This window comes from Acidisoma sp. S159 (assembly GCF_009766125.1).
Lineage (GTDB): Bacteria > Pseudomonadota > Alphaproteobacteria > Acetobacterales > Acetobacteraceae > Acidisoma.
The window spans coordinates 583,377-609,794 of sequence record NZ_LMUG01000059.1; the positions used below are offsets into that span (position 1 = coordinate 583,377).

Genomic DNA, 26,418 nt, shown 5'->3' on the forward strand with positions numbered 1-26,418 from the left:
GAAGAAGTAGCTCCATCTCGGTTGGTGGTCCGAGTGGAGACCTAGATGCGCCCGGTTACGGCTCGGCGTCCGATAGGCCCAGACAAGTTACGGTTGAAATGTCGCGAATGCCTTCTGCTCCCCAATCATTTTCTTCGTCTGCGAGTGGGTTGCGCAAGGCTTGTCGCTTCTAAATAATCATTCCATTTTTCCATGATAGACAGATATGTGCCTGGAGCTCTGATACTGAGAAGAAAACGCGTTGTTGAGAAGATGCAGGCAGAAAATTTCAGGCGCCGACAACGAGCGGTTGAGTCCAGGCAGCCATCTCCGCGAAGTTAACTCAAGTTAATACAAGGAAAGCGTCGCGGGGTCATGAATTTCCCTAGGACCGTGCGCCCAGAGAAGAGCGCAGTTGCGATCATGACTATGGTGCTATCTCCTTAATATGTGCATGCTCAGGCTCGGGAAATCGGGAGTCGTGTGTGGCGGACGATGGATCTGCGAGACGAGTGGCCATATGGCTACTCTGCTCGAAAGGGGCGATCGGTGGCGTTGAGGCGGCTCGGTTCTATTTAAGATCCCATCGGGATTTGCGCGTTGCAGGCGCGGGAGTGCTTATCAAATGCTGAAACTTGGCAATTCCGGCGCCGCTGACTTGTCACAGCCCCGTATCCTCGTGGTGGACGATGATGCGGAGCTTCGCCGGATGCTGGTGAATTATTTAGAGGGGCAGAGCATGCGGGTTCTGTCGGCCAGCAACCGCGAGGAAATGTCGCGGCAATTTGCGGCGCGGGAGCCGAACCTGGTGCTTCTTGATCTCAGGCTCGACAAGGATGACGGGCTCGATGTGCTGCGTGACATCCGGTCGCGCTCGGATGTGCCGGTGATCATCATGACGGGCCATCGCCGCGACGAGATCGACCGGGTTGTCGGATTGGAGCTCGGCGCGGACGATTACGTCACGAAGCCGTTTGGGCTGCGCGAGTTGCTGGCGCGGGTTCGCGCGGTGCTCCGGCGCCACGATTTCGGTCGAGCGGCATCGGAGCATGAGCCTGCCTCAGGTGGTTTCAGGTTCGAAGGCTGGGAACTGGACCTGCGGGCGCACCGCCTTCTCAATCCCGAAGGTGCGACGGTGCCTCTGACCAAGGGCGAATATGCCCTGCTGGTCGCCTTCCTGAATGCGCCGGGGCGGCCTCTGACGCGCGAGCATCTGCTGCAGGCGACGCGTGTGCATGAGGATGTCTTCGATCGCAGCATCGACGTGCAGGTTTTGCGGCTGCGGCGAAAGCTGGAGGCTGATCCGAGTGCGCCGCGCGCGATTCAAACTGAGCGCGGCGTCGGCTATCGCTTCAGCTTGCCGGTTCAGCAATATTAGGCACCGCCGCAACGATGCCGTCGCTGGATGGAGACGTCATGCGCCGCGCTCGCGGCGTGCTGACCATGAAACCAGAACATCAGTCTATCGGCGGAGACGCGACAGGCAGTAGGTGGCGCGGGGCTGGTCTTGCCCTCGTGTTGTTGTTGGTCTCCGGCGATGCGCTAGCCCAGGTTCCACCCAGCGCCCCAACCCCCGGCTTCTTCGTGGGCAACGAGCCCATTTCCCCAGTCCCGCAACCTCCCGTTGCTGATCCGCTCAAAATCGCGCTTGGCGAAGATCTGTTCAGTGATCCGCGACTTTCCCGCGACGGCAAGGTTTCATGCTCGTCCTGCCATGACATCCACAGCAACGGGGCCAGTGACCAAAAGGTCGAGACAGTGCCGGGCGGCGCTGCGGTAACGTTCAATACGCCGACAGTCTTCAATGCCGCGCTCAACTACCGGCTGAACTGGGAGGGCAATATTCGCACCCTGGAGGATCAGGCTGGGGGGGCGCTCACTGATCGGCGCGGCATGGCGATGAGCGTCGACGCCGATGTTCGGGTGCTGACGCAAGAAAAGGGCGTCGACCAGCAATTCGAAGCAGTGTATGGGCACGGCCCGGATAGGCAGAGTCTGATCGATGCCATCGCCGCCTACGAGCGGTCACTGCTCACGCCGGACAGCCCGTTCGACCATTGGCTTCGCGGCGATAGCGGTGCGCTCTCGAAGGAGGCTGTCGAGGGTTATCATCTCTTCAAGTCGTTCGGCTGCGTCGCCTGCCATCAAGGCGTCAATGTCGGAGGCAACCTGATCGAGCAGAGCGGCATTTTCAACAATCCCCTTGCGGGTCGGCCGGTAATCCTGCGGGTACCAAGCCTGCGCAATGTCGCGAGAACGGCGCCGTATTTCCACGACGGAGGCGCTCCAACACTGGCGGTTGCCGTGCGCAAGATGGGGTACGCCCAGCTCGATCGTGTCCTCTCTGATGAGCAAGTCAAGGCGATCACCGCATTTCTCGACAGTCTGACCGGAGTCTATCACGGCAGACCATTGACGGCACCTCGATGAAGACGATTCCGAGCATCGCCTTTGTCACCCTGCTTCTGCTGGTTCTGTCAGGGCTGTCGCTGCTCGGCATGGATCCTCAAGCATCGCGATACGACGGAATGCTCTCGGTGGTCTCCAAATTCTCGGTGACGGAGAGCGCGCTGCGCCAGGACATCCTTAATGCGCGCGCCGGCCTGCTGCGCGACTATGATCCGGTGAATCGGAGGATGACAGCACTACACGGCTTCCTCGGCCAACTCCGCCAGCAGGGCGTGGATCCGAAGGTTCTTGGGCCACTCGAGGAAATGGTCGGGGAGCAAGATGAACTGACCGAACAGTTCAAAAGCGACAATGCCCTGCTACAGAATTCGCTCGCCTATTTTGGTTTGCTGAGTGGCAAATTCGGAAGTGCCGTGCAGGAAGGGCCGCTCGCTTCCGCGATGACCGTTTTGGCGACTTCCATGCTTCATCTGACGCTCGATACGTCGGTAGCATCGGCCGGAGAAGTTGAGGCCGCTTTGAACCGGCTTGCCCAGCAAGCACCCGTGGACCCCGACAACGACCTCGTCGACGGTATTCTGGCGCATGGCCGGCTGCTTCACGACCTGTTGCCGGCGACAGACCAAGTGTTGAGATCGCTCTACGACTTGCCGCGATCGGCAAGATTGGAGGCCGTTCGTAGCAGCGTTCTTGCTCACCAGCAGGCGTCCCGAGCGAATGCCCGGCGTTACGAGCTACTTCTCTATGTGACGTCGATGCTTTTGCTTGCCTGGCTGGTCTATCTCGGCTCACAGCTCCGGCGTCATTTCCGGGCGCTGCAGCGCAGGGCGACGTTCGAGCATGCGATTGCGGCTATCTCGATCGGTTTCGTCGATAGCAGGGCCGATGAGATCGACAGGCGTGTTACCTCCGCGCTTGCGACGCTTGCGGAATGGGTTGGAGCGGACCGGGCCTATTTCATTGGATCGTCGGAACAATTGCGACCCTATTGGTGGTGCCGGGACGGCCGTGCGCGGCCGCCCGAGTGGCCGATGCAAGGCTTGGCTGTGGCCAAATGGGACGCGCGGGCCGAAGGCGTGATCTACATTCCCTCCGTCGAGCGAATGCCGGAGGGGGCGGAGAAATCTGCGCTCAAGGGCGCTGGGCTGCGCGGCTGGATTTGCATTCCGGCTAACGGGCTCGATGGCAGCCGCGGCGCCCTCGGTTTTGATGCCATTGGAAAGCCCATGACCTGGCCCGCCAGTGACTCTGGCCTGCTGCGGATGGCGGTCGAGCCGATCGCGAATGCGGTGGAACACGCGGTGCTCGAACGTGATCGGACGCGGCTTGAGTCGAGTCTGCAACAGGCTCGGCGAATGGAGACGATTGGTGCGCTGGCGAGCGGTGTTGCCCACAACTTCAACAACATCATCGGCGCCATCCTCGGCTATACCGAAATGGAGGAATCGCATGCCTTTCCGAAAAGCCGTTTGGCGCGCAATCTTGAGGGCATCCGCCACGCGGCCGAGCGCGCGCGCGATCTGATCGACCAGATCCTGAACTTCGGCCGCCGCAAGAACATGCCGCACCGGACGATCGCTCTGCGATCGCTCATGGCTGAAACGCAATCGCTGTTGCAGGCATCCCTTCAGCCGGATGTTCGGTTGGTAATCGGCGCGACACCGGAGGCCGCGATCGTGTCCGGCGATCCCGTGCAACTGCAGCAGGTCATCATGAATCTGTGCAACAACGCGGCCCAGGCCATGGATTGCCCTTGCACGGCGGAAGTAACGACGGAGATCCATCGGGTGTTGGTCACTCGACAGTTGAGCCATGGCTGTCTTGTCCCTGGGAGTTATGTTCGCATCAGTGTGCGAGATACCGGTCGCGGCATGGATGCCGAGACGCTCGATCGATTGTTCGAGCCATTCTTCACGACCCGCCTGGGCGGAAATGGGCTTGGTCTCGCGACAGTCCGGGAGATCGTGCGGGACCATGGCGGAGCGATCGACGTTCGGAGCCAGTTGGGCGAGGGCAGTCTTTTCGAGGTTTGGCTGCCGCAGATTGCTGGAACGAGCCGGATTTTGCATGAGGCTGGGACGATGCAGGGCAGCGGCGAGGCCATCCTGGTCATTGACGATGATCATGCACGGCTACTGCATGACGAGGAGATCGTCGCCGCCCTCGGCTATGAGCCCATCGGATTCGCTGATCCGGATCAGGCTCTCAGCGCATGCCGTTTAACGCCGCGGCGGTTCGATGCAGCCCTGATCAGCCATCTCATGCCGATTGCTCAGGCTCTTGCGGTCACGAAAAAGCTGCATGGTATGGCACCGGACCTGCCGATTCTATTGGCTTGCTCAGCAGGCGAGCTTGGTGCCGATGAGCTGGCGGGCGCCGGGGTTTGCGAAGTCGTCAGCAAACCCCTTGTTTCCGCCGAACTGGCGGCAGCGTTGTCCCGGTGGCTGCCGAGTTGAGTCCTTAGTCGCCTCGAGAAATCAGGCTAAAATTCACCACTGAACCCTGTGTCGCCGCGAACCCGGAGATTGTGTGGGTAGTCGGCTATCTGATCGGCTTCAGTATCATGCGCGGCGTCTTCACGAAAATGAGGATCCATGAAATACGCGTATTCCGCCATTCCGTAGGCGGCACTTCCTTCGCTGATCACACGCCAAACCGCACGGGCTGTCGCGACAACCGCTTCATCCATGCGTGTAAGCGCTCGAACAATGCGGGAGGACGGTTGTTTGACGATTGAATCATCGATGGGCTCTGCGGGCGGGGTCATCGCTATCTCCTTGAGCTTGATGGCCCAGGGAAGATGTCCCGCCGTCCTTACGGAGCTGTTTCAGCCCCGAATAGTCAGGCTACGCCTGCAATACCGGCGCGATCATTCCGCGGCGCCGACACGGATGCCTGCAGGGCCCATCTCGGCAACCCGATCAGATGCCTGGCGCAACTTCATGACGTAGCTCATGAGTTGATCGGCCCGGCGCCCTGCCTCGGCCTTTGTGTCGTAATCGTTGTCGTAATAGGCGACACCGACGATACCGCCGTCTTTCGGGTCGCTGCCCCTCACCTTGGGGTGCCAACTGCCCCTAGAGCCTCCGACCACGATGTGAAGATCGGTCGCGCTGTAGAGATAGTCGGAGGTGACGGCCATATAGGCTGAAAATGGTGACATGATCGTTCTCGGTCAGCCAGCGAAGCCAATCCGCCAGGGTCGCCCGCCGGTACGTTGATGCGGATCAGTATACAAACCAGAAGCCGGACGACGGCAAGTCATCCCTTGGCACAATCGTGGCTTTGTTCCGCGGAGCGAGTCGAGCCGCCGTCGCCAAAGTCTAGCCGGTCTGATAGAGGATGTTCCCTATTCGTTCCAGGAGGCTTTATGGGTCGACGGGCAGGGAGCGCGGATCTGCCACTTCATCACGGGCGGGTGCCGGCTTGGCTCGGCCAACGCATGGCTCGGCTTGGCGCGGTGATCGCCGAGGCCATCATTCATCATTATGGGCGGGATGAGTTCCTGCGCCGGCTCGCCCACCCCTTCTGGTTCCAGTCCTTCGGGGCCGTGATGGGAATGGATTGGCATTCCTCCGGGATCACTACCTCGGTCATTGGTGCGCTGAAGCACGGCCTCGGGCCACTTTCCGGGGAACTCGGCATCCATGTTTGCGGTGGGCGAGGGCGGCATTCGCGCCAGACACCGCAGGAACTTGTCGCTATCGGAGATCGTGTCGGCTTCGACGGGACGGCTCTAGCCAAGGCGAGCCGGCTCGTTGCCAAGGTCGATAGCGCCGCCGTGCAGGATGGGTTCGACCTCTATCTGCACGGCTTCATCGTGGCGGATGACGCCAAATGGGTCGTCGTTCAGCAAGGCATGAACGGGGAGAGCCGGCTCGCCCGCCGCTACCACTGGCTCTCCGAGGATCTCAAAAGTTTCATCGAGGCGCCGCATGCGGCGATCGACGGCGAGAATCAGGGGCAGATCGTCAACCTCACCGACCGTCGAGCGGACGACTCACGGCGTGGCCAGCTCGCCTTGCTTCGCGATCTTGGGCCGGATCGGATCATCCGTGAGATCGTGGCGATGGAAGGGAAGAACTCATCACCGGCAGCGCAGGGCGAGCCGTTTCTCCCGCACCTCGTTATGCCTGCCCATCACGACGTCCGCCCGAAAGACGTGATGATGCGGCGACTGCACGGCGCTCTGGCTGCGGCGGCCGATTGCGAACCTGCCGAGTTTTCGTCGCTGTTGCTTGTGCCGGGCGTCGGCGCGCGAACCGTGCGCTCGCTCGCTATGGTCGCCGAGGTTGTACACGGCGCTCCGTGCCGTTTCGCCGATCCGGCCCGGTTCTCGCTCGCTCACGGGGGCAAGGACCGGCAGCCGTATCCGGTGCCCACCCTGGTCTATGACCGGACGATCGCGGTGTTGAAATCGGCGTTGACCAAAGCGAAACTCGGAGACAGCGAGCGGCTCGACGCAATCGGCCGTCTCGACGCGCAAGCCCGCAGACTTGAGCATCACGTGACCGGACCATCGCTGCCCGATTTCATTGCGACCGAACGACAGCATTCGCACGAATATGGTGGGCGTAGCGTCTTTGGCTGGGAACCTGTGCCCGAAGCGATAGTGCGTCCTTTCTCTCTTCCGCCGCGTGCTAATCCTGCGACGAAAAGTTATCGAGCGTGTATTGCAGCGGTTCCAAGGCGACCTTCACATCGCCAGTGAAGGGAAAATTGATATTGATGATGACGAAAAGCGCCATGAAGATCACGGCCGCAAGCATTCCGGCCATGATGACCTGTGCCGTGACGTTCTTTGTGCCAAAGAAAAGAGCGAAGGCGATGTTCAGAACTGCTCCGCCGAACAAGATAGACCACATGATGTCAGGAACAGCGCCACGGCTGAGTTCGAGCCTCTCTCGCCGCGCTTCGGCCAGCGCGCGTAATTCACCGAGCATGGCTTGAAATACGTCGGAATCCTCGAGGTCGACAGGTTTCGCCGCCAAGGTTGCTTTGTACAGGTTGTTAAGTGCCAGAGTGGTTGAGACATCGGTCTGGCCGACCGCCATGGTATCCGCTTCGCGCGTTACCACCGCATTCAGGTAACGCCGAATGCCAGCCTGAATCGCGGGTCTATCGGCCACTTCCATCCCGCCCGTAAGGCGATAGATGGCACCGGCGGCGGCGGACTCCGTGGTAACGGCCTCCTGGGCGGCCTTGAACTTTTCCCAGACGGTGATTACGGCGAATCCAAGCAGCACGGCGTAGACCACGCCAAGCACGGCAAATTTGAAGCCCGCCACCTCGTTGTTGCTGACGAGACGTTCGAACCCGACGATGCGACGAACCAGGACGGTGAGGATCATTGACCCAGCCGTAGTGAGGCCCACCACCAGGAACGCACATTGCCAAGGTGGTAGACTGGCTAGCCAAAGAATCACGAAATCTTCCTTTCGCGCTCTAGCTAGCTTGCAATTCGCCATCCGGACTTGGTGAGGCACCAGTTCACGTTGTAGTCCGGGGTTATGTTTCTCCTGGTCACGGTGACCTTATACTGCACCGTATGGCAGGTTCTTTTGTCGGATGTATAAATCCGCATGATTGTCGTTATTCCGGAATTGGTTGACTTGGGATTTTCCCAGGTCGCGGCCGTGCCAACTTTCGCGTTGGGGTCCTCGTTAACCTTCGTCGCGCTCCGGAAGAGCATGTCGTAGTCTTCCGAACTCAAGGTTACATGGGCCTTATTCCAAAAGGGGCTCATTTGGGCATGTCCAACCTGGACCGACGCCAGAAGTAACCCGGCTCCCAGCAGCGAAAAGGCCACCGAACGTCGTCTTTCCATTGCTCGATCCTCGTCACGTTTCAAAATTCATCGACCTGGCACATCATCGATTCAGCGGTTCGACGGGTCATGGTAATGACCCCGCAAGGTGCTTCATTGAAGGCATCAGCTTTGCGAACATAGCCTTGCCTTGGGCTCCGTTGCAAACTCCGAGCAGGAAGCAAGCGGGCAGGCGACTCAGAGCATTTAAGGAGGCATCTCAGTCGCTAGCTAGACGAGGTTCGACTGCGGCGCGAGGTCCGGTCCGCGCCGGCAGACTATCTCATGCGGAGGATCTCTGCTCAGCCTGCCTGGGATACAGATCACCCTGGAGGAATTCTCATCATGTCTGGACCGGGTAAGGAGGCGGCCCACCACGCTCGCTCCGCCCTCATCCTCGTGACCTGTGTTCTTGCCTCCAGCCTGGCCTTTGTCGATGGATCGGCCGTGAATGTCGGTCTGCCCGCGATCGGGCGGGGGCTTGGTGGGGGAGCTGCCGGGCTGCAATGGTTGATCAGCGGATACCTTATACCGCTGAGCGCGCTTCTCCTTCTCGGCGGGGCTCTGGGCGATAGGATTGGCCGCCGCCGGCTGCTCATCGGGGGCGTGCTGCTATTCGGGTTGGCCTCGGCCGCCTGTGGCTTCGCGCCGGATCTGCGGCTGCTGATTACGGCGCGCTTCATCCAAGGCGTGGGGGCGGCACTGTTGATGCCAAGCAGTCTGGCGATCCTGGGCGTGACCTTTGAGGGCGAGGCACGCGGCCGGGCCATCGGTATCTGGGCGGCAGCGGGCGCCGCGACAGGGGCGGCGGGGCCGGTGCTGGCGGGGTGGCTGATCGACCTCTTCAACTGGCGCATGATTTTCTTCATCAACCTCCCGATTGCCGCCGGCGCGATCGGCATGGCGATTCGCTACCTCCCGAAAGACGCGGAAGGTGACAAGTCACCGCTTGATCTTCTTGGCGCGTTCCTGGCGACCGTCGGTCTCGGCGGGCTGACATGGGGCCTTATCGCTGGCACTGGCGCCGCGGGATGGTCGCTCGTGTCGGCCGCCGGATTGGCCGCAGGTATCGTGTTTCTGGCCGGCTTCGTTCTATGGGAAGGCAAGAAAGCGGAGCGTGCGATGATGCCGCTCGCTCTTTTTGGATCCAAAAGTTTCATTGGCCTGACACTTCTGACGTTGCTGCTCTACGGCGCGCTGGGAGGGCTGATGGTTTTGTTGCCCTATGTCCTGATCGAGGCCGGCGGATATTCGAGCGCCATGGCCGGCGCCGCCCTTCTGCCGCTGCCGCTGGTGCTTGCGGTAACCTCGCCGTTCCTGGGCGGCTTGGCGGGCCGCATCGGCTCCCGCCCGCTCCTCATTCTTGGCCCTTTCGTGGTCACCATCGGCTTCCTGCTTATGCTGCGCATGGAAGCCAAGACGCACTATTGGACCGTGTTGCTGCCCTCACTCATCGTCATTTCGCTCGGCTTGGCCTGCGCCGTCGCACCGCTGACAACCGCGGTGCTCGCCTCGGCGGACCCGAGGCATACGGGCTCCGCTTCCGGGTTCAACAGCGCGATTGCCCGCACCGGCGGCCTCATCGCCACAGCCCTTTTGGGAGGCGTGTTAGCGGCCCGAGGCGCTTCGCTGATCGGCGCGTTTCATGCGGCCGTCATCGCGATCGCCTGCGCGAGTTTGGCCGCGAGCGCCAGTGCGATCCTGACCGATCGCAAGGCGGGAAAGCGCGCGTAAGGCGCTGAGCTTACGGGCTCGCTCCCGGGCGCGCGTCCTGTCCTTTGCGGATTGCCTTGAGGCGGCGCATTATTTCTGTCTCGCGCGGAGTATTGGCCTGCTAGGCAGCTCGCTTTCTCGCCGCGATCAACGCCAACCTAACGGACCAAACAATGCCCCGTCTGATCGACTACCAAACGCCCGCCTCGCCTCCTCAAGGATATCCATTGCCGACAAAGCTGATCAGATGGGTAGCCGTCTTCCTCGCCTCATTGCTCGTTCTGTTCATCATTGTCACCAATTCCTATTACACCGTGAATGTCGGTTACGTCGCGGTGATCACGCGCAACGGCCGCATCGCGACCGTCACTAGTGCGGGATCCGGACTCGGTTGGATGGTGCCCTTCATATCCTCCGTGCATAAGTTCTCGGTCCAGTCGCAAGCCGTCGTCTACGACCAGATGCAATCCTATAGCCTCGATCAGCAGCCCGCATACTTCAAGGTTTCGCTGCGCTACCATGTCTCGCCTGGCGACGTCGAAGATGTCTACACGCAGTACGGCACCGAGGACTCGATGGTCGCTAAGCTGCTCGACCGCATTGTGCCGCAGCAGGTCAAGACAGCCTTCGGTCAATATACGGCGGTGACGGCGATCGCCGACCGTGGCAAGATGAACGCCGCTGTCGCATCCTCTGTGGTAACGGCCATTCAGGGCCCGGTGGTTATCGAAGGCGTGCAGCTCGAAGACATCAAATTCTCGGATGCCTATGAGAACGGTGTCGAGCAGCGCATGCTCGCCCAGGTGCAGGTTCAGAAGATGGAACAGGATCGGGATCAGCAGCAGGTTCAAGCGCAGATCACTGTCATTCAGGCGCAGGCTCAGGCCGATGCCAATGTCGCGCAGGCCACCGCGCAAGCAAAAGCCACGACTCTTGCAGGCAACGCGACAGCGGCGGCGATCCGCGCCCGTGGCGATGCTTTGCGGGACAATCCAAACCTCGTCGAACTGACAGCGGCCGAACGCTGGGACGGGCATTTGCCCACCACGATGGTGCCGGGCTCCACTTTGCCTTTTGTGACTCTTCCGACGGGTCACAATTGACGGTCAGTTGACTCTTGCCGAGGAAGTCGAGCGCTAGGGCACCCGCTCGACCGCTCGCATGGCATGTTGGCCCCGGCAGCGGCGGGCTGTAAGCTGCTCCCAACGCGGGGCCAGGCGAGGGGGAGTTGCATGCTGCAAGATTTAGCCGACATGCCGAGCAAGATTGCGGAAACGAAGGCTCTCTTGCGCAGGCAGCTGCCAAATTACAGAGAGGTCTTCGCGGAGGTCTCTCGCGAAATCGAGCAGGAGGCGGAGGAAATTGCCGCACGTTTCGGTGCGGGAGACCCGATCGTGCCCTCCGTCGTCTACCAGGATATCGTTGACGGCCGGGTCTCGCCTGGGATCGCAGCGGCCATACGGCGGCACGGTTGCGCTATCGTCCGGAGTGTTTTCCCGCGCGAGCAGGTGACCGCATGGGATCGCGAACTCCTCGACTATGTTACGCGCAACAACTATGTCGAGAAGGCCAAAGCCAAGAGCGGCCTCGACAATTACTTCTCCAAGCTGAAAAGCGGGCGCCCCCAAATCTACGGCATCTACTGGTCGCAGCCTCAGATCGAGGCGCGCCAAGCCGCGAGCATCGCGACCACTCGGACTTGGCTCAACACCCTTTGGGAGTGGGACGGTGCGGACGGACCCTACTTCGTGCCAAACCGCGATTGCACTTATGCCGATCGCATCCGTCAGCGCGAGCCCGGTGACAACACGCTCGGTCTTTCGCCGCATGTCGATGGCGGCACAATCGAACGTTGGATTGATGAAGGCTATCGGCATGTCTATCGCCACGTCTTCTCCGGCGAATGGCGCAAGCACAATCCCTGGGCTGGTGAGGGGCGCACGGAAACCCACGAAATTCCGTCGCCCGCCGTCTGCCAGATGTTCCGCACCTACCAGGGTTGGACCGCGCTGACCCAGCAGGGGCCGGGTGACGGAACCTTGCGGCTTGTGCCGATGATCAACGCGATGACCTATATGCTGCTGCGGGCTATCCAGGATGACACGCCGGATGATGATCTTTGCGGAGCCGAGGCTGGTCGCGCGCTGCTCGCCAGCGAGAAGTGGCATGGCCCGTTGCTTAAGGCGCTTATCCCGATTCCGGTCGTTCAGCCAGGCGATACCGTTTGGTGGCATCCGGACGTTATTCATGCTGTGGAAAACGAGCATCGTGGGTCCGGCTATAGCAGCGTGATTTACATTGGCTCGGCGCCCGATTGCGCGAAGAACCGAAAATACCTTCCGAACCAACGCGAGGCGTTTCTAAATGGCCGATCGGCGCCCGACTTCGCGGCCGAGGATTACGAGGTGGAATTCGAGGGCCGCGCGGCGGAAGCCGATCTGTCGCCGCTCGGCCGTAAGCAAATGGGATTTGAATCTTGGTGATCAGGTCAGAATCAAAGCGCCTCCCGCCGCCGCGCGACGCTCAACACGAGTGACATGCCAATCGCGATCGTTGCCGCAAGGGAGCGGAATCCGCCGAAGTCGGGCTCGTCGACTTCGGTCCAGGCTTTTGCGAGCGGAATGAGCGGGCTGAACGCGCTGTCCGTTATGGCAACCACGGCTGCCCCGGCTTGCGAGGCTCGTTCGGCGAGGGCTGGCGTGATAGAGTTGTAAGGGCTGAAATTGACCGCCACGACGACATCCCGCGAAGTCACAAAGCCAAGCTGCTCAAAGCCGAGCGAGCCCACGTTGTCGATCAGGCAGTTTCTTATTCCCAACTGTGACAAGGCCAGGGCCATATAAAGCGTCACTGGAAACGCGCGCTTGCTGCCGACAAGGTAAATGGTCTCGGCCTCCGCCAGCAGATTCGCCATTTTGGCATACATGCGGAGGTCTATGCTGCTCGGCAGGCGCGACAATGAAGCGGCCGAGGCCTGGATCAGCCCGGCAATAATCCGAAGATCAGGATCATCGGCCGCCGCGGCCTCGGCTACGGGATTGGCGCGTCCGTGATATTCGCTCCAATTGATTTTAACGTAGTCCTTGAAAACTTCTTGCAGCTCCGTAAATCCTGGAAAGCCGAGACTCTGTGCGAACCGCACGAGCGTCGAGGGTTGCACACCGGCCTTCTTCGAAATGTCGACGGAGTTGCCGACCGCGAATTCGCTCGGACTGCGCACTATAAAGATCGCGACCTGGCGAAGCTGCCGTGGCAACCGAACCGTCACGGACGACAGTAGTGCCCGCAACTCTTCATAGGTCCGCGGCCGGCTGTAGCCGAGCGTGCCCTCAACATCGCCGGCAAGCCCGTTGGGCATAGTCGCATCGGTGAAGGTGGCCAGAGCTAGCTTTGGCATCTGATCCGACTCGTTCGCATGGAAAAATCTTTTCAAATATTGACATTTGGAACGGGTCTATGTTTTTCTTGCAAAGACGCCAGAAAATCAAGCCAAAAGGCGCGATCGGGGAATTCGGTCATGCGAACAATCAAAGGGCCGGGTCTCTTTCTGGCACAGTTTGTGCGAGACACGGCGCCTCACAATTCGCTTGAGAGCATAGCGCGCTGGGCCAAGGGCTATGGCTATAAAAGCATCCAAATCCCAAGCTGGGACAGAAGACTTTTCGATCTCGACAAGGCAGCCGATAGCGAGACCTACTGCGACGAGATCAAGGGAAAGATGGCCGATATCGGCATCACAATCTCCGAATTCTCTACGCATTTCCAGGGCCAGATGGTGTCGGTTCACCCGGCTTACGACATGATGTTCGATGGCCAGGCTCCCAGTCATGTGCGTGGGAATCCCGAGAAACGTCGGTTGTGGGCCGCCGATCAGGTGACCAAGGCCGCCATCGTGTCGCAGCGTTTTGGATTGACGGAACACGTGACGTTTTGTGGTTCCCTGGCCTGGCCTTACTTTTACCCCTATCCGCAGCGTCCCGCTGGCTTGATCGAGGAGTGCTTTGCCGAACAGGGCCGCCGCTGGAGGCCAATCCTTGACGCTTTCGATTCCGCTGGCGTCGATCTCTGCTACGAAATCCATCCCACGGAGGACATGTTCGACGGTGATACTTTCGAGATGTTCCTCGAAGCGGTGGGTAACCATCCGCGGTGCAACATCAATTACGACGCCAGCCACTACATCAAGCAGGGCATGGACTATCTTGGTTTCATCGACGCCTATCACGAGCGGATCAAGATGTTTCATGTCAAGGATGCGGAGTTCAATCCGACGGCAAAGCAGGGCGTCTTCGGCGGGTACAAGAATTGGCTGGAGCGCGCCGCACGCGACCGCTCACTCGGCCACGGCCAGGTTGATTTCGGCGGTGTATTCTCCAAGCTCGCGGCATATGATTTCGCGGGCTGGGCGGTCTATGAATGGGAATGCTGCCTGGAACATCCCGAAGTCGCGGCCAGAAACGGCGCGAAATTCATCGCCGACCACATCATAGAGGTAACCGATCGCGTTTTCGACGATTTCGCCGCCACTCACGCTGACGCGGCGAGCAACCGAGCGCTGCTCGGGGTAAAAGGGTAGCGGCCGATGGTCTACGCGACAGACAGTGCTGCTGAGCGACCACGGCGTCTGCGCTTTGGAATGGTCGGAGGTGGACGAGGGGCCTTCATCGGGGCTGTTCACCGATTTGCGACGCGCCTCGATGATCACATGGAACTCGTGGCTGGCGCACTTTCGGCGAGCGAGGAGAATGCGCAAGCGTCTGGTGCCGAGCTGGGGCTTGCACCCGATCGGAGCTATGCGAGTTTCGAGGAGATGGCAAAGCGCGAAGCCGCTAGGCCGGATGGAATCGAGGCTGTCGTGATCGTAACGCCAAACCATCTTCACGCCCCGGTCGCCAAAGCTTTCCTGCAGGCCGGCATCGACATCATCTGCGACAAGCCCTTGTCGGCCACCGGTGCGGACGCTGAGGAGCTTGTCGGTCTTACGCGAAAGACCGGCCTCGTTTTTGCCGTGACGCTCAACAATACGGGCTACGCCATGGTGCGTCAGGCCAAAGAGATGGTTGCCGCCGGCGAACTCGGTAAGCTTCGCGTCGTGCATGCGACTTACATTCAGGACTGGCTCACGCTGCCGATCGAAAGGGACGGGCAGAAGCAAGCCGAATGGCGTACCGACCCGGCGCGTGCCGGGTCATCTGCATGTCTCGCCGATATCGGGGTTCACGCGCACAGTCTCGCGGGATTCGTGACGAGTCTGGATCTCGCGGAAGTCGCGGCTGATCTCACGACCTTCGTGCCCGGCCGCAGACTGGACGACAATGCCCATGTTCTGCTTCGCTATCACGGGGGCGCCAAAGGTGTGCTTTTGGCGAGTCAGGTCGCTCCCGGAAACGCGAATGCGCTGTCGCTGAAAATCTATGGGGAAAAGGGCGGTCTCGAGTGGTTTGGCGAAACTCCCGAACTGCTGCGCTTCACGCCATATGGTGAGCCGTCACGCACGCTCGTTCGCGGCGGTCCGGGAAATACCTCCGCCGCGATGCGTGTCACTCGCATGCCGGCGGGGCACCCTGAGGGGTATATCGAAGGCTTCGCCAATCTCTATCGGGATGCGGTTTCGTTGATAAGGTCACGCCGCGCGGGATTGCCGCCTGACCCCTCAGCATTGGCTTCGGTTCCGACTGTGCATGAGGGCGCTAGAGGAATCCGTTTCATCGAGGCCGCCGTTGCATCCAGCCGAGCCAACGGGAACTGGGCAACGGTGGCTTCGGGTGGGGGATAATCCGAGGCGAAGACGTCGGTGAGTCGTAGAAGCGATCAAGGGGAGGACAAATTGCGGACTTCTAGCAAACTGCTCTATGCGTCACTATTCACCATCCTGCTTAGTGTGGCAGGAGCATACTCGGCGCGGGCGGCGGACAAGTATGTGGTCGGTGTGTCCAACACGCTGATCGGCAATGGCTGGCGCGAGGAGATGATTTGTTCGATCAAAGCGCAAGCCTTGGCTTCCGGCGTGGTTTCAAAGGTGATCGTGGCAAATCGGAATGCCGGGCCGGCCGAGCAGATCTCGGATCTGCGCAATCTGATCTCCGCCGGCGTCAATGTGATTGTTCTCAACCCGTCCGATCGTGAAGCACTTAATCCGGTGATCAAGCAAGCCGCAGCACGCGGGATAGTCGTGGTCGCGGTGGATCAGGCGGTATCCGCTCCCGAAGCCTATGTCTTGTCGAACGATCAGGTGGATTACGGAAAAGCCGGTGCGGAGTGGCTGTTCAAGCATCTGAACGGCAAGGGCAACGTGGTCGAGATGCGAGGCATAGACGGCGTTCCGGCGGATGCCGATCGTCACAAGGGATTTACAGAGGCCTTGGCCAATTACCCGAACATCAAAGTCGTGGCTATGCCCTTTACAGGATGGGCGTTGAACAAATCGGCGCAGCAGGCGAAGGATCTATTGGCCTCAGGCAAACAGATCGACGGAATTTGGACATCCGGCCTCGATGCTGTCGTGGTCGATGCCATTCAGACTTCCGGCAAGCCCCTGATGCCGGTGATCGGTGCCGACAATAACGGTTTCGTAGGTCAGCTCATAACTCTCAAGGACAAAGGCTTTGCCGGCGCCGCAGTGACCAATCCGCCATCCGTCGGGGGCGCGGGCCTTGCGGTGGCGCTCGACGTTCTACAGAAGAAGGGCGATCATCCGAAGGTCATCAAGATAACACCTGAGGTTTGGGACAATACGAGCGATGTCGGGCTCGCTACCCTCAAGCGCAATTACGATCCAAAACTCGATCCGTATTACAGCATGGACTACACGGTAGCGCCTTACACGACCTATACAAAGGATCAGTTGCTCGCCTGTAAGGGTCCATAGGTCCCGGAGACAAACGCTGGAGCTTGGATGACTGAGGCTGCCACTCTCCTCGAAATAAAGAACGTTGCGAAGCGCTTTGGCTCCGTCAAAGCGCTTCGCTCGGCCGAGCTGAGGGTGCGAGCCGGCGAGATCCACGCATTGATGGGAGCCAATGGCGCAGGCAAGAGTACCCTGGTTAAGATTATAACCGGGGTTTTCCCATGCGATGCGGGTTCGATTGTTCTCGCCGGCGTCGCTAGGAACTTTCGCTCGCCCGCCGAAGCCCGGCGCGCCGGAATCGTGTCGGTGTATCAGGACCCCGCGCTCGTGCCGGATTTGACGTTGTCGCAGAATATGCGTCTCGCGCGAGTCCCGCTCGAAAGCGTCACAGGCTACCTGGCGGAGATGGGCATCGGGAAAGTCGATCTCAGCGCCTATGTCCGAGATCTTCCACAACCAATCCTACGTCTCATCGATCTTGCGCGAGCCCTTGCCTCAGAGCCGAAGGTCCTTCTGCTCGACGAAATCACGGCCGCGCTGCCCTCCGATATGGCGGGGAAAGTGTTCGAGATGATGCGGCGTTGGCGAGAGCGAGGCCACGCCGTCATCTTTATCTCGCATCGCATGGCGGAGGTTTCGGCAATATGTGATCGGACGACGGTTCTACGAGACGGTGCGACGGTCGGCGTAACCGAGACGGCAAGCGGCAGCCAGGAGCAGATCGTTTCGCTCATGCTCGGAACGGACATCGCGAAAGCTGCGCAAAGCGTCGCGCAGCCTGGCGTTGGGCAGAGCATTCCGAAAGACGAGCCGCCGACGTTGGAGGTTCGTGGCATGGGGCTCCGGAATCTGCTCCATGATCTGTCCTTCAGCCTTCGCCCTGGCGAAGTGCTGGGTGTCGCGGCGCTGGAAGGGCAGGGTCAGGACGAATTGTTCGATTGTCTCGCGGGCGTGCGACGCTTCGACAGCGGGACGATCCTGGTCGAGGGAAAGGAAGTTCACTTTCGCCACCCCGGCGACGCGATTAAGGCTGGGCTGGTTTTCGTGCCAGCCAATCGGCTTCAGGCCTTGCTGCAGCAGCGAGCCATTCGCGAAAATGTCGCGTTGCCGATGTTCCGCAGCCCGCGGTCCTGGGGACCACTTTCCATGGCAAGAGAACGCGAACGCGTGCAGTCTGCGGTGACCCGGCTGCAGATCGATACACGCGCCGAAGCGGAATTGCGACGGTTGAGCGGCGGCAATCAGCAGAAAGTCGTGCTGGCACGCTGGATCTCGCATGGCTTCAAGACTTTGCTGTGCTTTGATCCCACACGCGGAATCGATGTCGGCACGAAACGCCAGATATATTCCTTGATCCGCGAGCTTGCCGCGGCGGGCTCCTCGATTTTGCTCTTTACTTCCGAATTGCCAGAGATCCGGTTGGCTTGCGACCGGGCGATCGTCATGTTCGCGGGCCGTATCGTCAATGAAATGCCAGCCAGGGAAGCGGATGAGGCCACATTGCTACTCTCCGCTCATGGGTTGGTTCCCCGCGTCGCGGCCGAAGCGTGATGGTGCGGAACGATCCCTCGGAAAAGGGCGCCACCGGTTTCTTGCCGAGCGGCGGCGCGCGTGTGGCGTCGATGCGCTGGGCGGGACGTTATCTGCCCGTCATAGGCATGCCGCTTCTGCTTGCTGTGGCTTTATTGTTTACGACCTGGATTCATCCAAGTTTCGGCGCCTTCGACATTCAGTCTCTGGCTCTAGGCGCTTTGCCTCTGGCCTTCGCCGCCGCTGCTCAAACCTGTGTCGTCATATCGGGCGGCATAGACCTCTCGGTGGGTTCGCTCATCGCGGTCGCCAATGTGCTCGCGGCCAGCACGATGCAACATGCAGACTTTCGGCAGGCGCTCCTGCTCGCTGCCGGCATACTGATCGCAGGAGCGATCAGCGGAGCGATCAATGGCGCGATCGTGGTTTTGTCCCGGATACCCGATGTGGTCGTCACCTTGACGACCGGATTCATCTGGGGCGGTGTGGCTTTGCTGATCATGGAGAAACCCGGCGGTGGCGCGCCGCAGCAGTTTCTCGATCTCGCCGCTGGAACGACGCTCGCGCCGTGGCTGCCCAATGCCGTGATCCTGCTGATCGCGGCGGTCGCGGTTGTTTGGATCCCGCTGAAGCTCGGCCGTGCTGGACTGCTCGTTTACGCCGTCGGCAGCGATAGGGTCGCGGCCTTCCGAAGCGGCGTCGGTGTCGAAACTACCCGCATCCTGGCCTATACGCTTTCTGGACTTTTCAGCGCCATGGGTGGCCTTGCTTTGACAATGACGACCGCGATCGGTGCTCCACTTGCAGGTGTTTATTACACGCTCAGCGGTCTCGCAGCGCTGGTGATCGGCGGGGTAAGTTTGACGGGAGGCAGAGGTGGAATTTCGGGACCGGTATTGGCCGCTTTTGTCTTGACGCTCATTCCGACCGACCTCATCTTCCTGAACATCGATCCCAATTACGGGCAGGTGATCCAGGGCACGCTCATTGTTTTGGTGGTCATGCTGGGCGGATTTGTCACCGTTCTGCGAAACCGCAAATGAGCGCGCGGATTCCTTCCACGGGTCGGCGCCCGCCCTCCGTACTCGGAAAAAGATCGCGCGATCTGTTGGTCTTCCTCCGCGATCATACCATTGTCGCCCTCGTGTTGCTTCTTTGTATCTTCGTGTTTGGGATCGAGCTTATACGGCCCGGTACGGTCACACCGACCTGGCTTTCCAACTCGCTGCAATTCGCAGCCCCTCTGGGGATTCTGGCGGCGGGACAGACATTGGTGATGCTCACCGGGGGCATTGATCTTTCAGTAGCGAGCGTCGCTACCGGCGCGGCTTACCTGCTTACCACGAATGTCTCGTTGGGCGGGTTCGCGGCGGTGCTGATCGCGCTGGCTTTCGGCGTCATCGTCGGGGCGCTGAACGGAATTGGTGTAGCACTTTTGCAGGTGCAGCCTTTGGTGATGACGCTTGGCACCGGTTTGATGTCTGGCGGAGTAATGATCGTCTATAGCCAGAAGATGCTGGCGAGCCAAGCGCGTGTGCCAGGCTTTATCCAGGCATTGGGATCGGGCAAGCTTTGGGGAGTGGCGCCGCTCGACCTATTTCTTTGGGTGCCTCTAGCCGCCCTGTTGATCTTCGGGCTAAGCCGAACGGGCTTCGGTCGGTTGCTTTACGCGATCGGAGACAATCGACTGGCTTGCCATCTGACCGGCATTCGTGTGTGGCGGATCCTGCTGGTCAATTATATTCTCTGCTCCGTTGTGGCCGCAGTGGGCGGTTTGGTTTTGGTGGGCAGCACGAACGCGGCCGACCTTGGGCTCGCGGATGTTTATCTCCTGCCGTCCGTTGCCGCTGTAATTATTGGTGGAACGTCGATCTTCGGCGGGCGTGGTGGCTATGGAGGCAGTATCGTCGGTGCTGTTATCCTGACGGTGCTCACGAGCCTCCTCACGCTCTTGGACGTGCCCGAGCCGATAAAGCAGATTCTCTATGGCGCGATTATTCTTGTTTTGGCTGCGGCCTATGCGCGCCTTACCGGGTGATTTAGGGACAGCCGGACCCGTTCGGCGAAAATCGGCGAGAGTAGTGGAATTCGGAGGGGTTATGAGCCAGGTTTTGCGCGTTCTTCTCGTTGGGCTCGGTCATATGGGGATGAGCCACGGTCGAGCCTATGAGAAGCTCGACGGCTTCCAAATCGTGGGGCTCTGCGCTCGCGGCATCGCCAAGCGACATGACCTCCCCGAGAGTTGGGCGGAATTGCCGCGCTTTTCAGATTACGGCGAGGCGCTGGCGATCCTCAAGCCCGATGTGGTCTCAATCAATACCTGGCCGGATACCCATGCCGACTTCGCGGTTCGCGCATTTGAAAGCGGCGCGCATGTTTTTATCGAAAAGCCTCTCGCGGAAACGGTCGACGATGCGCGGTGGGTGGTGGATGCGGCCCGGCGCCTGCACCGCAAGCTCGTCATCGGCTATTCGCTGCGTCATCATCCGAGTTGGATAAGGCTTGTTGAAATCGCCCGTGGTCTAGGGAAACCACTCGTTATGCGGATGAATCTCAACCAGCAGTCGATTGGCGACGCTTGGACTTGGCACAAGAACCTCCTCAAATCCTGCTCGCCCATCGTGGATTGCGGTGTCCATTATGTCGACGTGATGTGTCAGATGACGGGCGCCAAGCCCGTCCGCGTACACGGGATGGGCGCGCGTCTGTCGAACGAGATCGCTCAGGACATGTACAACTATGGTCAGCTGCAGGTCTTCTTCGACGACGGCTCCATCGGCTGGTACGAAGCGGCCTGGGGTCCCATGGTCAGCGAAACAGCCTTTTTCGTCAAAGATGTTATCGGACCTAAAGGCGCTGTCTCCATCGTCATGCCCGAGCATGGGGGCGGGGCAGCCGCCGGCGCCTCGACGACCTCGTCCTCAGACATGGATACCCATGGCAAGACGAACGCCATTCGCTGGCATCACTCCGCGCTTAACGCGGACCAGTCACTGTCGAAAGGCGACGAGATAATCTCGACCACCGACGAACCGAGCCACGACGAAATCTGCGAGCGGGAGCAAATCTATCTGCTTCAAGCCATCCGGAATGATGAGGATTTGACGGAACATATGCAGTCGGCGGTCGAAAGCTTGCGGATCGTGCTGGCGGCGGATCAGAGCATTCGGGAGCGGCGCGTGGTGGAGTTGTAGAGCCACCGATCGAAAGACAGATTGTGTCGTCGCGGCTCAGTGGATCGATCCTGACTCCATCCGGTTGGGTGGCCGGTGTCGTCGAGATGAGTGACCTCCGAATCTTCCATATCGTCGGCTGTGCACTTGCGAAGGGGGAGCGGCCGCCAGCACCGCACATTCTTCCAGGCTTCATCGATCTTCATGTTCATGGCGGCGGTGGCTATGACTGGCGGGGCGGTGAAGACGCTGTGCGTGGCCTCGCCCGGTTTCATGCTTCGCGCGGCACGGTGGCGATGGCTCCGACGACCGCGACCGCAAGTATTCCGGTTATCGAAGATGCATTGGCCACGATTGACGCGGTCATGGAAAATCGAAGACCGACCGAAGCTATCGTGTTGGGTTCTCATCTCGAAGGACCTTTTATAAGCCCGAAGAAGCTCGGCGCGCAGGAAGCAGCCACGCTACCGGGGGATCCGCTTCTTGCACGCGACTGGGCCGAGCGCTTTTCGATTCGGGTTGCGACGGTTGCGCCGGAAATTCCACGAGGTTTGGATGTCATTCGGATTTTGTGTGACTCCGGCGTGCGTGTGCAGATCGCTCATAGCCTTGCAACGGCGGAGGAGACTGCAGAAGGTTTCCGTTCCGGCTGCTCTGGTTTCAGCCATTTATTCAACGCCATGAGTGGCGTCGACCATCGCCGCCCCGGCGTCGCGGCCTATGCGCTGGCGCATGGCCAGTACGCGGAGATCATTTGCGACCTGCTGCATGTCGACCGAACCGTGTTGCTCGCCGCTTACCGAGCTATTCCGTATCTCTATTCGGTCTCGGATTCCACCCTCGCCGGGCTTGCGGATGGACGGCACCAGTGGGGAGGACACGCGATTGACAAGAGCGGGATCCGCGTGACGCTGGAGGACGGGAAAACCCTTGCCGGCAGCGCGATCACGCAGCTAGATGCGCTGAGGAACCTGGTCGAGGTCGGCCTGACGCTTGAACAGGCTTCCGATATGGTATCCGCGAGACCGGCGAAATATCTTGGGCTCACGGATCTTGGCGCGATCGAGCCCCAGGCGCGCGCCTGCATGGTAGTGTTGGACGATGATCTTCATCTGATTGAAACATGGATCGACGGCAAATCGATTCTTGCTGGGTCGGATGGGCTACCGAGCTATGAATCAGTGACAAGGTAGCGCGGCAATAGCTGATATAGGCGCGCCGCGAGCACCTGAGAGTTGCGGTTGAGGCTCTCTTGTCCAAACTGGCTGGGGTAGGACACAGGAAAGGTGGCCGAAGATGGATTACGTCAAGCTTGGCAAGACGGGGTTGAGCGTTTCTCGCATCTGTCTGGGATGCATGACTTACGGCGAGCCGGAGCGGGGAAATCATCTCTGGACTTTGAACGAAACCGAGAGCCGTCCGTTCATCAAGCGCGCGCTTGATGGCGGCATCAATTTCTTCGATACGGCGAATGTCTATTCCGATGGCTCCAGCGAGGAAATTGTGGGCCGTGCCTTGCTGGACTATGTGCCACGGAACGAGGTCGTGCTGGCGACGAAAGTCCATGGCCCAATGCGCAAGGACAGCAACGGGCGCGGCCTCTCGCGCAAGGCGATCATGGCCGAGATCGACGCCAGCCTGCGACGCCTCGGGACCGACTTCATCGATCTCTACCAGATACATCGTTTCGACGATCACACGCCGATCGAGGAAACACTGGAAGCCCTGCATGATGTCGTGAAGGCCGGCAAGGCTCTGTATATCGGCGCGTCATCGATGCATGCCTGGCAATTCTGCAAGGCGCTCTATCTCGCCGATCAGAACGGCTGGTCTCGCTTCGTCTCGATGCAGAACCACTACAATCTGCTCTATCGGGAAGAGGAGCGGGAGATGATCGGGCTTTGTCTGGAAGAAGGCATCGGCGTCATCCCCTGGAGCCCGCTGGCACGAGGAAAATTGACCCGGCCCTGGGAAGACAAGCCGAGCACGAAGCGTGCTGAAACAGACCAGGCTACAAAGCGATTTTACCCGGTCAACGATTCCGACAAAAATGTGGTGGCGGCTGTCGCCAAGCTTGCCGCCGCTCGCGGCGTCCCGCAGGCACAGGTGGCGCTGGCGTGGTTGCTATCGCGTCCTGGCGTGACAGCGCCGATCGTGGGGGCTTCCAAACCGCATCATCTTGACGACGCCATTGCAGCGTTCAGCCTCGTGTTGACGCCCGACGAGATCGCCGCGTTGGAAGAGCCCTACGTGCCACATCCTGTTGCCGGTTTCGTCTGAGCCGGCGGAGCGTCCGGCCCTGCGGCTCGTCAGGGACCGGCGCTTGCTTCGTCCAGTCTGAGATCCCGCTGATAACGCCTCCAGTTACGCACGTAACTCGCGGTGCCGGCCTTTATCTTGTCCGATTGCTCGGCGGAGATTTCGCCGACCACTTTGCCGGGCACACCCTTTACGATGGAATTGTCGGGGATGATCTTGCCTTCCCCGACAAAAGCCTTGGCCCCGATCAAACAATTTCGGCCGATCTGCGCTCCGTTGAGAATGACGGCCCCGATGCCAATGAGCGATCCCTCACCGATCGTGCAGCCGTGCAGCATGGCGAGGTGGCCGATCGTCACCTCCGCGCCAATTTCGAGCGGAAAGCCCATATCCGTGTGCAGCACAGCGTTATCTTGGACATTGCTGCCGCGCCCCACCGTGATGAGTTCGTTATCACCGCGCAACACGGCACCCCACCACACCGACGCATCCGCGAGCAACCGCACCCGTCCGAGCACGACGGCGGTTGGCGCGATCCAATGATCCGCATTCTCCGTTTCGATTCGAGCGTCGCCCAAGGAAAAGCGCATTTTCCACCTATCGATATGCGTATCGGCCGGACGCGAAGGCTACAGCATCTAGACGGCAGAGTATGAACGACACTGAGTCCCGTCAATGCAGACGTAGGCCCCGGGGCGCGGTGCCCGGCGGCTTGCTCGCGATGGAATGCTACTTCGCTTGGGGGCCTGTCATTAGGGACAATATCCCGAAGCACAGCTTTTCGATGCCATCGGATCGGGTAATGTCCCGTCACTGAGCGGGCTTAGCAAAGTGGCATTGCGGTGGTCTTCCAGGCCAAAGGTATCGGTTCGATTCCGGTGGCCCGCTCCAATACCTTGAAGACGAGTTGCAGCGAGCGTGGCTAGACAATCCATGAAGCCTGTCATTCAGCTTGCCAATCCCGAGCAAAAGCGTTCGGACAATCCGTTTTTCGCTGAGGGCGAGGCGGCAAAGACCGAAGGGCGACACATCGACAGCAATCCCTATCCCGCATACAGCGAGCCCTATTGGCAGTGGCAGGATGGCTGGTTCGCTGTGGCCGCGGGCCGAGGTGGCTTCTGGCGGGAACGTATGCGGGCTTTGGTCGGTTGGCCGAAAAGCCTGCGATCCAGCCCGAAACGCAGCGACCACGGTGAAGCGCGAACCCACGCCGGCTTTTTACCGAGATCCGCGGGCCTTTAGTGGCCGCTCAATACCAATTATCTGATCGACGACCGGACAGGGACGGTCGCAAGGGAAAGAACGGGCGCCGACTTCGCGAACTGTGCCGTTCCCTCGCCCCGAGCCAAGAGCGGTGTGGCGTCTCATGCCTGATGTCGCTCGAGGTGTGCCGTGAATAGCCCCGACATCAACTTCGTACCCGAAACATTCCCATTAAAGACATGCTTTCTCAATCGGAAGGGGCTTAAGCTAGACGATCGGCAATATGATCGCCCAATGCCTGGCCATCGGACGCAGCGTCCTCTTCGTCTCGCAGAAGACCGCGGCGCTTGAGGTCGTGCAACGTCGCCTCGAGGAGATCGGGCTTGGAGGCTACTGCCTCGAAATCCATTCCACCAAGGCGCAGAAGTCCAATGTGCTGGCTCGGCTCAAGTCTGCCTGGTACGAACGGCAAGTCGCATCGTCCGCCGGCTGGGCGGGGGCGACATCGGATCTCAGCGTGCTCAAGGACGAGCTGAACGCCCTAGTCGCGGCGCTACATCGCCCGCGCGCGAACGGCCTCTCTACCTATGAAGCCTTCGGGCGGGTAGTGGCGGGCGAGGCAACAGGGATCGTCTTCGCACTCGATTGGAAGACGATAGGGCGGCGTCGCCCCAGGCGCTCGCCCGCCTGCGCGGTCTGTTCCGCGATCTCCGCCCGGTGCTCGAAGCCGTGGGTGACATCCCTGAGCATCCTCTCGCGGGGATCGAGACCGTCGAATGGTCGCCGCGCTGGCAGGCCGAGATGGTTGGCGTGCTGGATCGCGATATCTCGGTGCTGCAAGCTCTGGGGGAAGCGAGCCGGCGCTTTGCCGCTGTCCTGGGCTTGGAAGCCCTTGCCGGAGGCTATGCTGGCGCAGAGGCTCTCCTCGCCCTTGGGCGCCATCTGATCCGCGACGAGGCGGCGCAAGGCCTGCCTCTCCTCGGATCCGAAGCGGAAACATTGAAAGCCGCATTGGCGGAGCGCGAGGCATTTCGGCAGGAGCAGCAACGTCGTGAAGCCGGCCTGACGGGACGCTACCGACATGCTGTCCACGACCTTGATCTACAGGCGGTTCTGGCCAGTTGGTTGGAGGCGCAGAGCGCTAACTTTCTTACCCGGGGTGCTAAGACGCGGCGTGTGCGTCTGCAACTCGGCCTCCACGCCGAGGGTGAGCTTCCCGAATATTTGGGGCCTGATCTGACGGCCCTCACTCAGTCGGTCGGCACCTCCGCGCGGGTTGTTCCGCTGATGCGATCCTCGCGCGCTTCGGCAGGCCCCGGACGGATCCCGATGATGCAGTGGCCTGCTTGCTGGCGGCGACAGAATGGGCGAGGCAGGCGCGGCACCTTGCCGCACTAATCGGGCTGTTTGGCGGCGAATATCCCGCACCGCGCGCTCGATTGGCATTACCGCTCGCGTCACGAGAGCCTCATCGCGTTCTCTAACGCGCATTACAATCG

The 26,418-nt window shown here is 60.3% G+C and carries 24 protein-coding genes and 1 tRNA gene; 19 read left to right on the forward strand and 6 right to left on the reverse strand.

All coding sequences use genetic code 11. The annotated features are described in order from the left end of the window. Window positions 1–604: 604 nt before the first annotated feature. Genes GSQ92_RS19505 through GSQ92_RS19515 form a run of 3 tightly spaced genes read left to right on the forward strand, consistent with a single transcriptional unit; the run spans window position 605 to window position 4,844 of the window. Window positions 605–1,357, forward strand: coding sequence for a response regulator (locus GSQ92_RS19505; protein WP_158804641.1), 753 nt, complete (start codon window positions 605–607; stop codon window positions 1,355–1,357). A 38-nt stretch (window positions 1,358–1,395) separates the two neighbouring features. Then, the gene (locus GSQ92_RS19510) at window positions 1,396–2,409 is read left to right on the forward strand and encodes a cytochrome-c peroxidase (protein ID WP_216856874.1); all 1,014 of its coding nucleotides are present in this window, start codon (window positions 1,396–1,398) and stop codon (window positions 2,407–2,409) included. Further along, window positions 2,406–4,844, forward strand: coding sequence for a two-component system VirA-like sensor kinase (locus GSQ92_RS19515; protein ID WP_158804640.1), 2,439 nt, complete (start codon window positions 2,406–2,408; stop codon window positions 4,842–4,844). The genes GSQ92_RS19510 and GSQ92_RS19515 overlap by 4 nt, the downstream gene beginning before the upstream one ends. Window positions 4,845–4,870: 26 nt before the next feature. Here GSQ92_RS19515 and GSQ92_RS19520 read toward each other — a convergent pair whose 3' ends face one another. Together GSQ92_RS19520 and GSQ92_RS19525 are read right to left on the reverse strand one after the other, a co-directional pair. Further along, a complete protein-coding gene (locus GSQ92_RS19520) occupies window positions 4,871–5,155 on the reverse strand; it encodes a hypothetical protein (protein WP_158804639.1) in 285 nt (94 codons plus the stop codon). 102 nt (window positions 5,156–5,257) lie between these two features. Continuing rightward, the gene (locus tag GSQ92_RS19525; protein ID WP_158804638.1) at window positions 5,258–5,551 is read right to left on the reverse strand and encodes a hypothetical protein; all 294 of its coding nucleotides are present in this window, start codon (window positions 5,549–5,551) and stop codon (window positions 5,258–5,260) included. A gap of 207 nt (window positions 5,552–5,758) precedes the next feature. Here GSQ92_RS19525 and GSQ92_RS19530 point away from each other — a divergent pair, with 207 nt between their 5' ends. Next, a complete protein-coding gene (locus tag GSQ92_RS19530; protein ID WP_158804637.1) occupies window positions 5,759–7,099 on the forward strand; it encodes a DUF763 domain-containing protein in 1,341 nt (446 codons plus the stop codon). Here GSQ92_RS19530 and GSQ92_RS19535 read toward each other — a convergent pair. Both GSQ92_RS19535 and GSQ92_RS19540 read right to left on the reverse strand, forming a co-directional pair. Next, entirely contained in the window at window positions 7,029–7,814 is a 786-nt protein-coding gene (locus tag GSQ92_RS19535) for a DUF4239 domain-containing protein (protein WP_158804636.1), read from the reverse strand. The genes GSQ92_RS19530 and GSQ92_RS19535 overlap by 71 nt on opposite strands. 23 nt (window positions 7,815–7,837) lie before the next feature. Next, on the reverse strand, window positions 7,838–8,215 hold the full coding sequence (locus GSQ92_RS19540; RefSeq protein ID WP_158804635.1) for a hypothetical protein: 378 nt from the start codon (window positions 8,213–8,215) through the stop codon (window positions 7,838–7,840). A gap of 324 nt (window positions 8,216–8,539) precedes the next feature. Between GSQ92_RS19540 and GSQ92_RS19545 the strand changes: the two genes are divergently transcribed. The 3 genes from GSQ92_RS19545 (at window position 8,540) to GSQ92_RS19555 (ending at window position 12,390) form a co-directional block, all read left to right on the forward strand. Next, window positions 8,540–9,928, forward strand: coding sequence for a DHA2 family efflux MFS transporter permease subunit (locus GSQ92_RS19545; protein WP_158804634.1), 1,389 nt, complete (start codon window positions 8,540–8,542; stop codon window positions 9,926–9,928). 152 nt (window positions 9,929–10,080) lie between these two features. Next, window positions 10,081–11,010: a prohibitin family protein gene (locus tag GSQ92_RS19550; RefSeq protein ID WP_158804633.1), complete on the forward strand. Its 930-nt coding sequence runs from the start codon at window positions 10,081–10,083 to the stop codon at window positions 11,008–11,010. Between the two features lie 129 nt (window positions 11,011–11,139). After that, a complete protein-coding gene (locus GSQ92_RS19555) occupies window positions 11,140–12,390 on the forward strand; it encodes a YbiU family protein (RefSeq protein ID WP_158804632.1) in 1,251 nt (416 codons plus the stop codon). A gap of 11 nt (window positions 12,391–12,401) precedes the next feature. Here the strand turns inward: GSQ92_RS19555 and GSQ92_RS19560 are convergent, their stop codons facing one another. After that, window positions 12,402–13,304 (reverse strand): MurR/RpiR family transcriptional regulator, encoded by a 903-nt coding sequence (locus GSQ92_RS19560; RefSeq protein WP_158804631.1) that lies wholly within the window; start codon window positions 13,302–13,304, stop codon window positions 12,402–12,404. Window positions 13,305–13,424: 120 nt separating this feature from the next. Between GSQ92_RS19560 and GSQ92_RS19565 the strand changes: the two genes are divergently transcribed. The 9 genes from GSQ92_RS19565 (at window position 13,425) to GSQ92_RS19605 (ending at window position 23,737) form a co-directional block, all read left to right on the forward strand. Continuing rightward, window positions 13,425–14,483 (forward strand): sugar phosphate isomerase/epimerase, encoded by a 1,059-nt coding sequence (locus GSQ92_RS19565; RefSeq protein ID WP_158804630.1) that lies wholly within the window; start codon window positions 13,425–13,427, stop codon window positions 14,481–14,483. Between the two features lie 60 nt (window positions 14,484–14,543). Then, on the forward strand, window positions 14,544–15,683 hold the full coding sequence (locus GSQ92_RS19570; RefSeq protein WP_254066651.1) for a Gfo/Idh/MocA family protein: 1,140 nt from the start codon (window positions 14,544–14,546) through the stop codon (window positions 15,681–15,683). Between the two features lie 51 nt (window positions 15,684–15,734). Beyond that, complete coding sequence (locus tag GSQ92_RS19575) at window positions 15,735–16,775, forward strand: ABC transporter substrate-binding protein (protein ID WP_158804628.1); 1,041 nt, start codon at window positions 15,735–15,737, stop codon at window positions 16,773–16,775. Window positions 16,776–16,802: 27 nt separating this feature from the next. Continuing rightward, the gene (locus tag GSQ92_RS19580; RefSeq protein ID WP_158804627.1) at window positions 16,803–18,305 is read left to right on the forward strand and encodes a sugar ABC transporter ATP-binding protein; all 1,503 of its coding nucleotides are present in this window, start codon (window positions 16,803–16,805) and stop codon (window positions 18,303–18,305) included. Further along, entirely contained in the window at window positions 18,305–19,327 is a 1,023-nt protein-coding gene (locus GSQ92_RS19585; RefSeq protein WP_158804626.1) for an ABC transporter permease, read from the forward strand. Before GSQ92_RS19580 ends, GSQ92_RS19585 begins: the two co-directional genes overlap by 1 nt. A 65-nt stretch (window positions 19,328–19,392) precedes the next feature. Further along, window positions 19,393–20,322, forward strand: a complete 930-nt coding sequence (locus tag GSQ92_RS19590; protein WP_216850371.1) for an ABC transporter permease — start codon at window positions 19,393–19,395, stop codon at window positions 20,320–20,322. Between the two features lie 61 nt (window positions 20,323–20,383). Continuing rightward, window positions 20,384–21,478, forward strand: coding sequence for a Gfo/Idh/MocA family protein (locus tag GSQ92_RS19595; protein WP_159013859.1), 1,095 nt, complete (start codon window positions 20,384–20,386; stop codon window positions 21,476–21,478). Between the two features lie 86 nt (window positions 21,479–21,564). Then, the gene (locus GSQ92_RS19600) at window positions 21,565–22,650 is read left to right on the forward strand and encodes an N-acetylglucosamine-6-phosphate deacetylase (protein ID WP_216850369.1); all 1,086 of its coding nucleotides are present in this window, start codon (window positions 21,565–21,567) and stop codon (window positions 22,648–22,650) included. A gap of 103 nt (window positions 22,651–22,753) precedes the next feature. After that, window positions 22,754–23,737: an aldo/keto reductase gene (locus GSQ92_RS19605; protein WP_158804622.1), complete on the forward strand. Its 984-nt coding sequence runs from the start codon at window positions 22,754–22,756 to the stop codon at window positions 23,735–23,737. Between the two features lie 29 nt (window positions 23,738–23,766). Here GSQ92_RS19605 and GSQ92_RS19610 read toward each other — a convergent pair whose 3' ends face one another. Further along, window positions 23,767–24,306, reverse strand: a complete 540-nt coding sequence (locus tag GSQ92_RS19610) for a gamma carbonic anhydrase family protein (RefSeq protein WP_158804621.1) — start codon at window positions 24,304–24,306, stop codon at window positions 23,767–23,769. Between the two features lie 227 nt (window positions 24,307–24,533). On the opposite strand from GSQ92_RS19610, the gene GSQ92_RS19615 reads away from it, so the two are divergent. The 3 genes from GSQ92_RS19615 (at window position 24,534) to GSQ92_RS19625 (ending at window position 26,317) form a co-directional block, all read left to right on the forward strand. Further along, window positions 24,534–24,607 (forward strand) — tRNA-Gly (locus GSQ92_RS19615). A 42-nt stretch (window positions 24,608–24,649) separates the two neighbouring features. After that, a complete protein-coding gene (locus GSQ92_RS19620) occupies window positions 24,650–24,958 on the forward strand; it encodes a hypothetical protein (RefSeq protein ID WP_158804620.1) in 309 nt (102 codons plus the stop codon). Between the two features lie 606 nt (window positions 24,959–25,564). Continuing rightward, window positions 25,565–26,317: a hypothetical protein gene (locus GSQ92_RS19625; protein WP_158804619.1), complete on the forward strand. Its 753-nt coding sequence runs from the start codon at window positions 25,565–25,567 to the stop codon at window positions 26,315–26,317. The last annotated feature ends 101 nt before the right edge of the window (window positions 26,318–26,418 follow it).